Source organism: Spiroplasma sp. BIUS-1 (assembly GCF_010365805.1).
Classification (GTDB): Bacteria; Bacillota_I; Bacilli_A; order Mycoplasmatales; family Mycoplasmataceae; genus Spiroplasma_A.
In genome coordinates this window covers 668,399-683,609 of the sequence record NZ_CP048386.1, presented here as the reverse complement: position 1 = coordinate 683,609, position 15,211 = coordinate 668,399, and the positions used below count along the sequence as shown (strand labels likewise).

General features: G+C 32.7%; 14 protein-coding genes and 2 rRNA genes. 15 read left to right on the top strand and 1 reads right to left on the bottom strand.

Features of this window, described 5'->3' with window-relative positions; translation table 4 throughout:
* Positions 1–24 precede the first annotated feature (24 nt).
* The 14 genes from SBIUS_RS03270 (at position 25) to SBIUS_RS03205 (ending at position 13,249) form a co-directional block, all read left to right on the top strand.
* Positions 25–2,938, top strand: a 23S ribosomal RNA gene (locus SBIUS_RS03270).
* Positions 2,939–3,051: 113 nt separating this feature from the next.
* Positions 3,052–3,157, top strand: a 5S ribosomal RNA gene (gene rrf, locus SBIUS_RS03265).
* 69 nt (positions 3,158–3,226) lie between these two features.
* A complete protein-coding gene (locus SBIUS_RS03260; protein ID WP_162685062.1) occupies positions 3,227–3,733 on the top strand; it encodes a hypothetical protein in 507 nt (168 codons plus the stop codon).
* Between the two features lie 107 nt (positions 3,734–3,840).
* Positions 3,841–4,887, top strand: a complete 1,047-nt coding sequence (pheS, locus tag SBIUS_RS03255) for a phenylalanine--tRNA ligase subunit alpha (RefSeq protein ID WP_162685061.1) — start codon at positions 3,841–3,843, stop codon at positions 4,885–4,887.
* 14 nt (positions 4,888–4,901) lie between these two features.
* Positions 4,902–7,310: a phenylalanine--tRNA ligase subunit beta gene (gene pheT / locus SBIUS_RS03250; RefSeq protein WP_162685060.1), complete on the top strand. Its 2,409-nt coding sequence runs from the start codon at positions 4,902–4,904 to the stop codon at positions 7,308–7,310.
* Positions 7,310–7,810 (top strand): DUF177 domain-containing protein, encoded by a 501-nt coding sequence (locus tag SBIUS_RS03245; RefSeq protein ID WP_162685059.1) that lies wholly within the window; start codon positions 7,310–7,312, stop codon positions 7,808–7,810. The genes pheT and SBIUS_RS03245 overlap by 1 nt, the downstream gene beginning before the upstream one ends.
* 18 nt (positions 7,811–7,828) lie before the next feature.
* Positions 7,829–8,005, top strand: a complete 177-nt coding sequence (rpmF, locus tag SBIUS_RS03240; RefSeq protein ID WP_020836573.1) for a 50S ribosomal protein L32 — start codon at positions 7,829–7,831, stop codon at positions 8,003–8,005.
* Positions 8,006–8,113: 108 nt separating this feature from the next.
* On the top strand, positions 8,114–8,440 hold the full coding sequence (locus tag SBIUS_RS03235) for a hypothetical protein (protein WP_162685058.1): 327 nt from the start codon (positions 8,114–8,116) through the stop codon (positions 8,438–8,440).
* Between the two features lie 120 nt (positions 8,441–8,560).
* The gene (gene mraZ, locus SBIUS_RS03230; RefSeq protein WP_162685057.1) at positions 8,561–8,992 is read left to right on the top strand and encodes a division/cell wall cluster transcriptional repressor MraZ; all 432 of its coding nucleotides are present in this window, start codon (positions 8,561–8,563) and stop codon (positions 8,990–8,992) included.
* Positions 8,992–9,936 (top strand): 16S rRNA (cytosine(1402)-N(4))-methyltransferase RsmH, encoded by a 945-nt coding sequence (gene rsmH / locus SBIUS_RS03225; protein ID WP_162685056.1) that lies wholly within the window; start codon positions 8,992–8,994, stop codon positions 9,934–9,936. Before mraZ ends, rsmH begins: the two co-directional genes overlap by 1 nt.
* 1 nt (position 9,937) lies before the next feature.
* On the top strand, positions 9,938–11,359 hold the full coding sequence (locus SBIUS_RS03220; RefSeq protein ID WP_162685055.1) for a hypothetical protein: 1,422 nt from the start codon (positions 9,938–9,940) through the stop codon (positions 11,357–11,359).
* An 18-nt stretch (positions 11,360–11,377) separates the two neighbouring features.
* Positions 11,378–12,664: a cell division protein FtsZ gene (gene ftsZ / locus SBIUS_RS03215; protein WP_162685054.1), complete on the top strand. Its 1,287-nt coding sequence runs from the start codon at positions 11,378–11,380 to the stop codon at positions 12,662–12,664.
* A 3-nt stretch (positions 12,665–12,667) separates the two neighbouring features.
* Entirely contained in the window at positions 12,668–12,997 is a 330-nt protein-coding gene (gene sepF, locus SBIUS_RS03210) for a cell division protein SepF (RefSeq protein ID WP_162685053.1), read from the top strand.
* 93 nt (positions 12,998–13,090) lie between these two features.
* Positions 13,091–13,249 (top strand): hypothetical protein, encoded by a 159-nt coding sequence (locus tag SBIUS_RS03205; protein ID WP_162685052.1) that lies wholly within the window; start codon positions 13,091–13,093, stop codon positions 13,247–13,249.
* A gap of 177 nt (positions 13,250–13,426) precedes the next feature.
* Here the strand turns inward: SBIUS_RS03205 and SBIUS_RS03200 are convergent, their stop codons facing one another.
* Positions 13,427–13,903: a hypothetical protein gene (locus SBIUS_RS03200; protein WP_162685051.1), complete on the bottom strand. Its 477-nt coding sequence runs from the start codon at positions 13,901–13,903 to the stop codon at positions 13,427–13,429.
* A gap of 70 nt (positions 13,904–13,973) precedes the next feature.
* Between SBIUS_RS03200 and oppB the strand changes: the two genes are divergently transcribed.
* On the top strand, positions 13,974–15,200 hold the full coding sequence (oppB, locus tag SBIUS_RS03195; RefSeq protein ID WP_162685050.1) for an oligopeptide ABC transporter permease OppB: 1,227 nt from the start codon (positions 13,974–13,976) through the stop codon (positions 15,198–15,200).
* Positions 15,201–15,211: the final 11 nt, after the last annotated feature.

Sequence of the window (15,211 nt, the reverse complement as noted above, 5' to 3'; positions counted from 1 at the left end):
TCTATATATGCAATAGGTTTTTCTTTAGAAAGTATAGTAAGGGCGTATGGTGAATGCCTTGGAAAATGGAGCCGATGAAGGACGCGACTACCTGCGAAAAGCGCCGGGGAGCTGGAAGTAAGCTTTGATCCGACGATGTCCGAATGGGGAAACCCAGCACGATTAATCTCGTGTTATCCATAACTGAATACATAGGTTATGTGAAGGGAACCTTGGGAACTGAAACATCTTAGTACCAAGAGGAAAAGAAAACGAATGTGATTCTGTCAGTAGCGGCGAGCGAAAGCGGAACAGGCCAAACCGGTCTACGGGCCGGGGTTGTAGGACTCATGTTAGAGTTACAAAGTTAGTGTATAGCAGAAGCTGTTGGGAAGCAGCGCCGCAGAGGGTGATAGCCCCGTATGCGAAATGCACTAACCTCGAGTGAGTATCCTGAGTACGGCGGGGCACGAGAAACCCTGTCGGAATCTACCCAGACCACTGGGTAAGCCTAAATACTACCATTTTACCGATAGTGAACCAGTACCGTGAGGGAAAGGTGAAAAGTACCCCGTGAGGGGAGTGAAATAGTACCTGAAACCATACGCTTACAAGAAGTCAGAGCCCGTTAATGGGTGATGGCGTGCTTTTTGTAGAAAGAGCCGGCGAGTTACGATATCGTGCAAGGTTAAGTGGAATACACGGAGCCGTAGTGAAAGCGAGCCTTAATAGGGCGTTTAGTACGATGTCGTAGACACGAAACCAGGTGATCTAGCCATGAGCAGGTTGAAGTTAGGGTAAAACCTAATGGAGGACCGAACCAACGTTCGTTGAAAAGACCGTGGATGACTTGTGGCTAGGGGTGAAATTCCAATCGAACCTGGAGATAGCTAGTTCTCCCCGATATAGCTTTAAGGCTAGCGTCGAGGTAAAGGATTATGGAGGTAGAGCTCTGAATGTGTGATGGCCCCACCTAGGGGTACTGATCACAATTAAACTGCGAATGCCATAATTTCATACTCGGCAGTCAGAACATGGGTGATAAGGTCCATGCTCGTGAGGGAAACAGCCCAGATCAACAACTAAGGTCCCTAAATTTACGCTAAGTGTGTAAGGATGTGGAAGTGCACAGACAGCTAGGATGTTGGCTTAGAAGCAGCCATCATTTAAAGAGTGCGTAACAGCTCACTAGTCGAGTGCTTCTGCGCCGAAAATGTACCGGGGCTTAAGCGTAGTACCGAAGTTTTGGATTTGGTAGCAATACCAAGTGGTAGGGGAGCGTTCTAATTGCGATGAAGTTCGACCGTGAGGACGGGTGGAGCGATTAGAAGTGATTATGCCGGCATGAGTAACGTTTGGGAGTGAGAATCTCCCATGCCGTTTGACCAAGGTTTCCTGGGCAAGGTTCGTCCACCCAGGGTTAGTCAGGACCTAAGGCGAGGCCGAAAGGCGTAGTCGATGGACAACAGGTTGATATTCCTGTACCACCTAGTAAAGTGATGGAGTGACGGAGAAGGATAGTGGATGCCGGCTGTTGGTTATGCCGGTCTAAGCACAAAGAGGTGTACGTTGGCAAATCCGCGTACTGTAACCTTGAAGTGTGATGGGGAGTGAACGCTTCGGCTAGTAGCGAAGTCCATGACTCCACGCTTCCAAGAAAAGCTTCTAGCGTTAATTTACTAGGTGCCTGTACCGAGAACGAACACACGTGGTCAAGGAGAGAATCCTAAGGCAAGCGAGATAACTATAGCTAAGGAACTCTGCAAAATCACCCCGTAAGTTAGCGAGAAGGGGTGCTCACTTTATGTGAGCCGCAGTGAAGAGGAAGGGGCAACTGTTTAGCAAAAACACAGCTCTCTGCAAAGTCGTAAGACGAAGTATAGGGGGTGACGCCTGCCCAGTGCCGGAAGGTTAAGAGGAGATGTTAGCTTCGGTGAAGCATCGAATTGAAGCCCCGGTGAACGGCGGCCGTAACTATAACGGTCCTAAGGTAGCGAAATTCCTTGTCAGGTAAGTTCTGACCCGCACGAAAGGCGTAATGATCCCTTCGCTGTCTCGGCTATAGACTCGGTGAAATTTTAGTACCAGTGAAGATGCTGGTTACCCGCAACTAGACGGAAAGACCCCGTGGAGCTTTACTATAACTTAATATTGAATCTTGGTGTAACATGTAGAGGATAGGTGGGAGACTTTGAAGCGATCACGCTAGTGGTCGTGGAGTCATCCTTGGAATACCACCCTTGTTACATTGAGGTTCTAACCTAGACCCGTTATCCGGGCCAGGGACAGTGTTTGGTGGGTAGTTTGACTGGGGCGGTCGCCTCCTAAAATGTAACGGAGGCGCTCAAAGGTACCCTCAGTACGGTTGGAAATCGTACGAAGAGCGCAAAGGTATAAGGGTGCTTAACTGCGAGACTTACAAGTCGAACAGATGCGAAAGCAGGACTTAGTGATCCGGCGGTCCCGTGTGGAAGGGCCGTCGCTCAACGGATAAAAGTTACCCCGGGGATAACAGGCTGATCTCCCCCAAGAGTTCACATCGACGGGGAGGTTTGGCACCTCGATGTCGGCTCATCGCATCCTGGAGCTGTAGTCGGTTCCAAGGGTTGGGCTGTTCGCCCATTAAAGCGGTACGCGAGCTGGGTTCAGAACGTCGTGAGACAGTTTGGTCCCTATCTGTTGTGGGCGTAGGAAAATTGAGAAGAGCTGTTCCTAGTACGAGAGGACCGGAATGGACGCACCCCTGGTGCTCCTGTTGTCACGCCAGTGGCACAGCAGGGTAGCTATGTGCGGAAAGGATAATCGCTGAAGGCATCTAAGCGAGAAGCCTCCTTCAAGATGAGTTTTCCCATTCTTCGGAAGTAAGATCCCATGTAGACCACATGGTTGATAGGTTGGGTGTGTAAGCACGGCGACGTGTTTAGCTTACCAATACTAATAGATCGAGGTCTTTCAAAGAAGAACCAAAACAAATTGCTTGTATAGATATATAAAATCATCTAGTATTCAGTTTTGAGAGTACGATTTAGTTTTCAAATGAAAACTTAGTCTCTCAGACAAAAAAACTTAAGATCTGGTGGTCATAGCGCTGAGGTCACACCTGTTCCCATGTCGAACACAGAAGTTAAGATCAGCAACGCCGACGATAGTATAATGCAAAAATAGGACGCTGCCAGTTTAAAGTTTTAAAACCTACTCTTAAGAGTAGGTTTTTTTTATACAATTATATTAGCAAAGAGGTATTTTTATGTTGATAGAGCAAATCACTAAGCGTTTTAAGAAGAAAATTATAGAAACAAAAATAGAAGATATCAAGTTTAGATGAGAATTTGAAGATTTTTTTGATGTTTTAAACATAAATAACTTTCTAACAATGATGCAACATCAACTAAAAGTGACTTATAACTTTAATCAAGAACAAGATGTTAGAGAAAAGATAATTTTGATAAGAGATTCAATAACTTCAATGACCGAAGAAATTAAAGATATTGAATTTAATATTAAAGAAGTTAGTAAATTGGATAATTTATTGCATATGTTTTATTTGGAAATAAAAGAAATAATTAATAACTCACTGATTACTTATCTATTTTATGAAAAAATCCATTGCTCTGTTGAATATAAAAACAATATATATGATACTGAAGACTTTTTTAAGCTAAAATTAATGCTTTTTAAAGAAAATCTTTTAAAGCATAGCCAAGTATTTATAAAGTCTCTAAATAGAGCTGATCAAAGTGGCTATTCTTTCTAAAATATAATAAAAATGGGCATAAAAGTTATAAAAGAAATAGCAAATTACTTAATTATCTAAAATATTTAGTATAATTAAATTGCTTTAAATTTAGGAAAGGTGTATTTATGTTAAAAAAAATAGATGAAATATTAAATGGTTTCAATAAAAAAATTGAAGTCATATCAACAAAAGAAGAATTAGAAGTTTTAAAAAAGGAATTCGCTGGAAAAGATTCTCCTTTAACTGAAATTCTTAAAAACTTAAAAACAGCTTCTCCTGAAGAAAGAAAAGAAGCAGGCCAAAAAGCTAACGAAATTAAAGAAATTATATTTTCTAAATTAAATAGCTTAAATGAAAAGTTTGAAAATGAAGAGTTAAAAAAAGTATTAGAAGCTGAAAAAATTGACTTAACAATGACTGGAGTTAATTTAAAAATGGGAACAAAACACCCATTAAATTTAGTTATTGATGAAGTTTCATCAATATTTACTGAGTTAGGTTATGAAATGGTAGATGGAACAGAGTTTGAAACAGATGAATATTGTTTCCAAAAACTTAATATGCCAATAGGACACCCTGCAAGAGATATGCAAGATACATTTTATATAGATGAACATACAGTTTTAAGAACACATGCAACAAATATGACAGCAAGAATGCTAACAGAAGCTGCTAAAACAGGAAACATAAACATGGCAGCTGTAAGTTACGGAAACGTTTATAGACGTGATGATGATGATGCAACACATTCTCATCAATTTATGCAAATGGATGTTTTTGCAATTGGAGAAAAAATCAGTTTTGCTAACTTAAAATGAGTTTTAGAGTACATGTGTAAACGTTTATTTTCAGAAGACACTGTAATTAGAATGAGACCTAGTTTCTTTCCGTTTACTGAACCTTCAGCAGAAGTAGATGTTAGATGTATAAATTGTAGTGGTGAAGGATGTCCAATATGTAAATATACTGGATTTATTGAAATTTTAGGATCAGGAATGTTAGCTCCAGAAGTTATAGAAGCTAATGGTTTAGACCCTGAAAAAGTTACTGGATTAGCTTTTGGTGTTGGAATTGAAAGACTTGCAATGCTAAAATATGGTTTAAAAAATATTAGAGATCTTTATGAAAACGATATTAGATTTTTAGATCAATTTAAATTCTTTGGAGATTAGAAAGTGAGATTTATATGTATTTAACAAGAAAATGATTAGAAAAGTTAATAGATTTAACTGGTGTTAAAAATGAACAAATTACTGTTGCATTAAACTCACTTGGTTTTGAAGTTGATTCATTCAAAGATTATTCAAAATTGAATGATAAACTTAAAATCGCTCATGTAGGAAACGTAGCTCCTATGGAAGGCACACATTTAAGTTTTTGCTTTGTAGATAAAGGTGAAGAGTTAGTATCCCCAATTGTTTGTGGTGCTAGCAATGTTCAAGAAGGTCAATATGTAATATTGGCAGAAGCTGGTAAAAAAATTGCTAATGGACTTAAATTAGAGAATAGAGAAATTAAAGGAAAAATGTCTGAGGGAATGCTTTGTGCATTAACAGAACTTGGATTAAACCCAAAAGCTCTTTCTGATAAAGAAAAAGATTGAATTTATCCAATTGTCACAAAAGAAGACACTTATGCAATGATAGGTAACGAAACTGCACTAGAAGAAATTGGCTTCTTAGATGCTGTTTGAGAAGTGGATTTAACTTTAAATAGAAGTGATGCTCTTGGTGCAATGCAACTTGCAAAAGAACTTGCAAATTACTTTGACAAAGATTTAAACGATATTTCAAAAAACTATACACTTAAAACTAATAATTTATCATCTCCTGTATCAATAAAAATAGATAAAGAAGTAGATAAGGTTGTTAGAAGTGCAGCAATGCAAATGGTTAGCGTTAAAGAAGTTATGAGTGTAGGAGAAAAAGAGTATAAAATTTATTCAAACCAAGACGTTTGATTGAAGTTTAATGATGCTAAAACTACACATAACTTTTGATTAGATTTAGCAAACGCTATTGCTATCGAAACTGGTCAACCAGTATTGTTTTTAGATCCAAGCAAACTAAAATCTCAATTAGAGATTAAAAATAATAAAAACTCAGAACATGAAGTTAACTTACAATTAACAAGTGATGGTAAAGTTATATCAACTCTTGGAGTAGAAGTTAATGAAGAATTTTTACCAACTGTGGATTCAAAAGAAATTTTAGTTGTATACCTATCTTTAGATCCAATATTTATGAGAAAACAACAAAAAGAATTTAATACTTCAACTGTTGATTTACAAAGATATATGAAACCAGTAAGTTCAAAACTTTACAAAATAGCTCAATCAAGAGTTATGTATTGATTAGACCAATACAATATTTATGAGTCAAATAGTGAAATTGAAATTTCAAAAGAATCTAATGAAAAACAAGCTGAAATTAAAGTTAAACTAGAATATATTCACAAATTAATGGGCATTGAACTTAAAGTTAAAGAAATAAAAGACTTATTTAAAACACTTGATTTTCAAGTAGAAGAAAGTGGAGATGAGCTTTTATTTAAAGTAGATGAGTTCAGAACAGATATAGCACACAGTGCTGATATTGTTGAAGAAGTAACTAGAATATATGGTTATGACAATATTAAATCAATACCACCAAAAATACTTTCAGATAATAAATCTAAAAAACTAGATTTACGTTTACAAAAACAAAACGAAAACTATCTACTAGGTCTTGGTTTTAATAATATAAAAACATACTCATTACTTTCAAGTGAAACTGTTGACAATTGAAATCTATTTGGAATTGATAATCCAATTAATTTAATGAGTCCATTAAGTAAACTTAGAGAAACATTTAGATTAAGTTTATCAAGATCAATTATTGAAATTGCTGCATTTAACTACTCAAAAGGTAATAAAAACGTTAAATTATATGAATTTGCAGATATTTATAATATGAACAACTTAAGACAAAGACATCTATCTGTATTGATTTCAGGAGATGTAATGAATCAAAAAGGATATGATATTTCAATTAAATCAAGTTATGCTTACTTAAAAGGAATATGTGATTCAATTCTTCAAACTTATAACTTAGATATAAATGAAATTCAATTCGAAGTTAATGAGTCTTCTCCAAGCGAGATTCATCCATTTATTAATGCAAGAATTAGTTTTGAAGGAAAAACTTTAGGGTTTATCTATAAACTAAATCCAAGATTTGAACAGGCTCAAAAACTAGATTCAACATTTGTATTAGAGTTAAATATAACTGAAATTCAAAATACAAAAAACACAGTAATTAGAGCTCAAGAAATATCTAAGTTTCAAAAAACAACAAGAGATGTTTCATTTATCTTGAATTCAACAGATAAATACTCACAAGTTATTAATACAATAATAAGTGGTGTTGATTACTTAACAAAAGTTGAATTAATCGACATTTATCAAGATGATAAATTAAAAGAAACAAACTCTAAATCAGTTTCTGTTTCATTTGAATTTAATAGTGTTGAAAAACAATTAAATGACCAAGAAGTTCAAAATCAATGAGATAAAGTATTGGCTAACTTATCAAAATTAAAAATTGAGGTAAGATAATGCTTAAAAAAGACATTGAACTTAAAGGGTTAATTAATTTAGATCAAGATTTTGAAATAAGCCAAGACTTAAATCTAAACCATGATTTAATCAAAAGTATTGATAAAGTACATGTTAAAGGTATTTTGAACTACCAAGACTCAATGAAATCAGTTATAGTTAGTGCCACTATTACAGCATCTATTTCAGCAATGGATGCAAGAGATGGTAAAAATATACAACTTTTGGATCAAGTTTATGATTGAAATGAAGAATATTACTTTGAAGACATAAACGATGATCAACACAACATCGTATTGGGCGATAAATTCAGCATTTTAGAGTATGCAATTGAGCAAATTGTTTTAAATATTCCTATGAATTTAACTAATAATTATGATAAAATTTCATTTGTCGGTAAAGATTACATACTTATGTCTGAAGATGAATACCAACAAGAACAAGAAAATCAAATAGATTCAAGATGAGATAAATTAAAAGATTTCAATTTTGAAAAATAAAATAACGGAGGTGTCAACATGGCTGTACCATTTAGAAAGACCAGTAAAGCTGCTAAAAACAAAAGAAGAAGTCACTTGGCTTTAGTAAGCTCAGCAATTATTTCATGTCCAAACTGTGGAAGTATGATTAAACCACACAGAGTTTGTCGTGAATGTGGTTACTACAAAAACAAAGAAGTTAAAAAAGTTGATTAATTAATAAATAAGAGCACTGAAAAGTGCTTTTTTTTGTAGTTTTTTTTTTTTTTTTTTTTTAAAAAAAAAAAAAAAAAACCTGTCGATTAATAACTTTGGAGGTAAATTATGAATAAAAATATTAAAGAAATTTCAAAAAGAATAATTCCTCTGTCTTCTATAAACTCATTAAATGAAAATGGTTTTAATATATTTAGCTATGAAATGGATGAAAAAACTTTCTATGATATAGTAGAAAAGTCAGATCCAGTAACTTCAGTAAATCTACTTAGAAGTTTCTATCTTTACTATAGAATTTACTTAAATAAATACTTTATTAAACCTTTAATGGAAAAGAATTGTCCATCACTTAGTGAAGTTTTAGAAAATGAAAAAAATTTAAAGTTTAAAGTCGACAGAATTATTTCTTCTTTAGAAAGAAAAATTATTCACTAAAACACCTAAAATAGGTGTTTTTTTTATTACAAAAGTGGGAGAAAAAGTTTAAAAAAAACTTGAATATGCAACAAAGTGGTATATAATTGTTTATGTGTGGGAGAAAGTGGGTGACTTTGCATGTTATTCGGAAAATTTGAACATAATTTGGATGATAAATCTAGACTTACAATACCTTCTAAGTTAAGAAACAAGTTGGGCGAACTTGTTTATGTAACAAGAAGTATTGATGGGAACTGTTTAGAAATTAGAACTCCAGAGAACTTTGAAAAATGATATAGCGAACTAAAGTCACAAAGTGCACTTTCAACCTCAACACGTACTGTTGTTAGAACAATCTTTTCAAATACTGATGAAGTATCAATTGATAATGCAGGAAGAGTAAAACTTCCTTCAAATCTATTGGAAGAGGTTGGAATTTCAAAAACTGTTCAAATCACTGGGGCTGGTGAATGAATAGAAATTTGAGACAAAGACAAACATCTAACTTATGACAAACAAGCAAAAAGTCAATTAGTAGATGCAGCTGAAAAATTGGGCGGAGTAAATTAATGGCACAAGAACATACATCTGTTTTACTTAATGAATCAATAGATTTATTGAACATAAAAAGCAACGGAATTTATGTTGACTGTACTCTAGGGCGAGCAGGTCACAGTGCTGAAATATTAAAAAAAATAGATCAGGGACATTTATATGCAATTGATCAAGACATTGAAGCGATTGCTATAAGTAGAAAAAAACTTGAAACTATATCAAGTAATTTTACTATTTTAGAAGGTAATTTTGCTGATATTAAAGTTCTACTATCTTTAAATGGGATTAAGAAAGTAGATGGAATTTTGTACGATTTAGGGGTTTCAAGTCCGCAATTCGACAAAGCAGATAGGGGATTTAGTTATAGATTTGATTCTGAATTAGATATGAGAATGGATCAAAAAAATACTAAATTGACTGCAAAAGAAGTTATTAATACTTATGATGAAAAACAACTAGCAGATATTTTCTTTCAATATGGTGATGAAAAATTTTCATGAAACATTGCTAGAAAAATAGTTGAAAAAAGAAAAATCAAAGAAATAAAAACAACTTTTGAATTGGTAGATATTATAAAAGAATGTTTGCCTCAAAAAGTTCTTAAGCAAAAAAAACATCCTGCAAAAAAGGTGTTTCAAGCTTTAAGGATATATGTAAATAATGAACTTGAAGTTTTAAAAAGGTCTTTAAGTAATTCTTTAGAATTATTAAAACCAGGAGGAGTTATTGCTGTGATAACTTTCCATTCTCTAGAAGAGAAAATTATTAAAGATATTTTTAAAACTAAAACTACATCACAAGAAGATAAGTTTTTAAGTAAACTTCCCGTAAGAATGGAAGCAAAAAAGGACTTTGAATTAGTTGTGAAAAGACCTGTTTTACCAGGAGAAAAAGAATTAGAAGAAAATAGAAGAGCTCATAGTGCTAAACTTTGAGCAATTAGAAAGGTTGGTGAATAATATGACCGAAACTTATGCAGTTCTTGAGATCAACAAAAAATATATTAAATTTGCTGTTGGAAAATATAAAAGAAACTTAGGTTTAAAAGTTATTTTCAAAGAAAAAGAAAAAAACAAAGGTAGTTGACTTACTGAAGACAATGACATAGTTGATACTAATGTTGTTACTCATAGACTTACAAAAATGATTAATAGATATGAGTCAATTTACAAAGAAAAAATCAAAAGAGTTTCAATAATTTATCCAAACGGTTCTCTTGAAATCAAAGATGCTTTCCCAAGTGTTTTTGTAAACAATGCAGATCACGTTATAACAATGGAACACATCAAATCTCTTTACAATGATGCAAGAAGAGTTATTTATGATGATAATCGTGTCGTAACCAACCTAAAACCATATGAATTTAAAATAAATAACACACTAAGTGTTGCAAAACCTCCAATAGGTTCAAGAGCAAATATGGTTTCTATGAAAGCAAAAGTTTATACAACATCAAAACGAGTGGTAGAATCTTTTGACAAAATACTTATGAATTTAGGTTTAGAAAAATTAACACTTTCAAGCCAACTGTATTCTCTTGCAAAACAATGCAATGATGGATTAAGTTTCAGAGATACATTTACTCTAGTAAATTGAGATTGAGATTGTGTTGATATTGGTTTCTTTTCAAGAGAAACTCTTGTTAAAAAAGAAACAATAAACTTTGGAATAAAAAACATTATTGAAAACCTTGCTATCAAACTATCTTCTAAGTTTGATATAGCTGATAAATATATTTTTAAATTAATAAACTTTTCATCAAACACTTTAGATGAAGCTGTTATTTATAGAAAATATATGGCTCAAGAGAAAAAAACTTTTGAATTAAGAACAATAGATATTAAAAATATACTTTTATCAGAACTGAATGCTGTTATTGATAAAGCAGATACTTTAATTGAAAGAGAAATGAGTGGGGTGAGAAGTTTTAAAATATTCCACTCTGGTAAGATTACTGAAATAGCTGGATTTGAAAAAGTTCTTTTAAGAAGTAATTACAAAAATATATCTCAAGTATATTTCTCTACAATTACAGGAGCAAGTGAAATTTGAACAAATTCACTTTGTGGAATGATGAAACATACACATGATTCAAATAAGGGTATGAAAGAAATTAAAACAAGTACAGATACATTTGCTAATCCAGCAATGAATGTTGCACCTCAAGTTCAGCAACAACCAATGCATGGATCCCCAAGGATTCAAAATCCACAACAAATACCTGTGCATCAAAATAGACCTTTAATGCAACAACAAATTATGGGTCAAAATCAACAAAGAAATTATCAACAATTACAACCACAAATGGTGGTTCAACAAAATTATCAAAATAATGAAAACTATTTAAAAAATGGTATTATAAATACGCAAAGAAATAAATAATAAGGTGAGGAAAAAAATATGTCTACAAAATTAGATTTAAATAAAAATGCCAAAATCAAAGTTATTGGAGTTGGAGGAGGAGGTTGCAACGCTGTTAACAGAATGGTGGATGACAACGTTCAAGGTGTTGACTTTATAGTTGCAAACACTGATGCTCAAGTTTTAGCTGCAAGTGCTGCGCCAACTAAAATTGTTTTAGGTGAAGAAATTTCAAAAGGTTTAGGAGCTGGAGCAAATCCAGAAATTGGAAAACAAGCTGCTATTGAATCTGAAGAAGAAATCAAAGAAGCATTAAAAGGATCAGACTTAATCTTTGTTGCTGCTGGAATGGGTGGAGGAACAGGTACTGGAGCTGCACCAGAAATAGCAAGAATTGCTATGGAAACTGGAGCTTTAGTTATTGCTATTGTTACAAAACCTTTCAGATTCGAAGGAAGATTAAGAAATTCTTATGCTGTTCAAGGATTAAATGAATTAAGAAAATATGTTGACTCAATTATCGTTATTTCAAACGATAGATTATTAGAAATAATTGGAGGAATACCTGTTCAAGATTCATTCAGAGAAGCTGACAACATCTTAAAACAAGGAGTTCAAACAATTACTGACTTAATTGCAGTTCCTGCTGTAATTAACTTAGACTTTGCTGACGTAAGAACTGTTATGAAAGGTAAAGGTAATGCTTTATTTGGAATAGGTATTGGTTCTGGAGAAGACAAAGCTATTGAAGCTGCAAACAAAGCTATTACATCATCTCTTTTAGAAACTTCAATTCGTGGAGCAAAAGATGCAATTATTAACGTAACTGGTGGAAAAACAGTTTCATTAAATGATGCTTATGATGCTGTTGATATTGTTCAACAAGCAAGTGGTGAAGATGTAAATATTATCTTTGGTATTGCAATCAACGAACATTTAGATGATGACTTAATCGTAACTGTTATTGCAACAGGATTTGATGATGACTATGTAAGTCCATCAATCAACAACGTTCAACAACCAGTTCAATCACAACCAGTAATGGAACAATATAGTGCACCTCAAAGTCAATCACAACCTTCATTTGAAGAAGAAAGACAAGTTGAAACTGCATATGAACAAAGAACATCATTTATGGCAAATCAAGATAAAAGACCTGAATATGTAAAACAAACTGAAGAAGAAAACAAACATGTTCAAGACAGAATGGGACAATGAAAACAAGCTCATGTTCAACCTCAACAACCTCAAGTTGCTCAAAAAATCGAAGACACTGCAGAAGATGAGGATGGAGATTTCCCAACTTTCTTAAGAAAGAAATGATAATTAATGGGATTGTTTAGTAAAAAACAAGATCAACAATTAAGTTTTAATCAACAACCTGAAGTTTCTGTCAAACAAGAAGAAACAAAACCAGTTGAAGTAATAACTGAATTTGATGAAAATCACGTAACTCACTTTTTTCCTCGCAGTTATGATGAAACAAAGCAAATTGTTGACACTCTTATTAGATTTAAAAATGTAACAGTTAAACTAACTGATATTGAAAAAGAAGATAAAAAGAGGTTAATAGACTTTTTAACAGGTGTTATGTATGCACTTGATGGAGATTATAAAAAAATAGACAATGGAGTTTATTACTTTTGAATAAACAACTAGTTGTTTATTTTTTTTGTCTTTTTATGTTGCTAAGACTTGAAATTGATAGTCTCATTTGCTAATATGTAAATAGGCGATGAAGGAGACCAAAAAATGAAAGCATTATTGACCACTAAAAAATTCAATAAACCGGCTGCCTTTTTTGCGTTTTCTACATTGTCATTTAAAAATATGTTTTTTAAAGACAATGCGAAATTAGGAAATAAAATGGCTATGTTCTGTGCACCACAACACATGGCGCAATGATCGTAATTGTTTATAAACTAAACAAAAGTTTTAAATGATATTTTCAATAAAATTCAATTTTATTAATAGTATTTAATATTTAAAAGAATGATTTACTTTATAAACAGTTAGGAAAACAAAACCCCTAAACTTTTTTATAAAAGTAAATCATTCTTTTTTTTATGAAAATAAAAAAAATTACACCTATGGTGTAACTCAAATAATAATTGAAGTTATTGTCAATACCAAGCAGATTAATAAGGCTATCTTAGAAATTCTTCTTAAAAAGCCTTCCTCTTCTGATAAAGTGGTTTGATACCTTCTTCTTGTATCATTATAAAACTTTGCAACTTGTCTATTCTTTATATAGCCAATAATCAATCAAGAAAGTATTGAAAGCAGAGCAAAAGCTGTAGTTATTCATTCAGTTTTATCGATATCTTTGAAAGCAAAGATACCAATTATAAAACTAAAACCAATAATAATAGCACTTATAAAAAGAGCAATTAGATAGTCGTATCATCTTAGTTTCTTGGAATCAATAAATCTCATTTGAGAATTTAAAGGATCTTTTGAAACTTCACTTACTTTATCTTGTACTTGTTGTTTGTGAGCTTGTTTTTCTTGCTCACGTAAATCTTTTAATTTTTTAAAATTACTTGTTTTATTTTCGTCTTTCATAAAATCACCTTTATAGATATTATATAGGTTTTGAAAGCCAAAAATAAAATAGAAAGGACAACTTAAACTTATGGAAACAAAAGTTAATGGCTCAGAAAAAAGCGAAAACTCACTCTTAGAGATGTTTGATGAAATTAGTCTTAAAGACGAAGTTAAACAAACAAAAACTAGTGGGTTAGAAAAACTGAAAAATGGTTTTAGAAAAACAAACGCTTCATTTGATGAGTTCATGCAAAAAAATCCATTATTCTCTTATTCTTTAAAGAGAATTCTATATGCGTTTATAACATTGTATATTGCAATTGCAGTAGTATTCGTAATGTTAAGAATGGTAACTACAGATGGGGCATATTTATCAGATATAGACCTTGCAAAACACGGTATTGTTTATGATACTCCCGAATATTGAAATCTATTAGAAAATAGAATGAAAATGTTTGGTGTTTGAGGTCCTATGCTTGAACAAATGTTTATTTACTTGAGAAATATAACACCATTTATACCAAAAACAGTCATTCTTAATGCTCAAATTGACTCAAGTGGTTCAATAGTAGGTGAATCAGTAACTATGTGATTTTATCTTGGAGTATTCATGAATAAGGCTAGTGGTGGAGTGCCTGGAAGTCTTGTGCAAGAAGCTTTTGGTAGATCGATACCAACTTCTTTCAAAATAGGAAGTATTGGGGTATTAATGTCTTACCTTATCGGTGTGCCTTTAGGTATACTTGCAGCTAAGAATAAAGAAAAAGCTGCAGATAATGCAATCAATGGTACAAGTTTAATTATTAGTGCCATACCTGCATTAGTTGTTATTTCCTTACTATATAAAATGTCAATTTATGTATTTGGAGCACAAGGAGCCTACGAGGGTTCTAACTTAGCAACAAAAATATGACCAGTTATTGGTGTAATGTTACTTGTTATGCCTATGATTATTGTAAATACTAGAAGATTCGTTCTAGATGAAATGACAGCAGATTATGCTAAATTCGCTTTATCAAAAGGATTAAGTGAAAAATACGTATTCTACGTTCATATCTTTAGAAATGCTGGAATTAGATTGGTAAAAACTTTACCAGAAATATTTGTACTAACATTATTTGGATCAAGTATTTTAGTTGAAAGACACTGATCTATTGATGGTATGAGTAAGTTTATTCTTAATGGGGTAGCTAATAAAGATACATTCGTTGTTTTAGGATATATCTTTGTATCAGCTGCAGCTGGAGTATTTTCAAGTTTACTTGGAGACTTACTATTGGCTTCATTAGACCCAAGAATAAAACTAACAAAATAGAAGGGAATTAT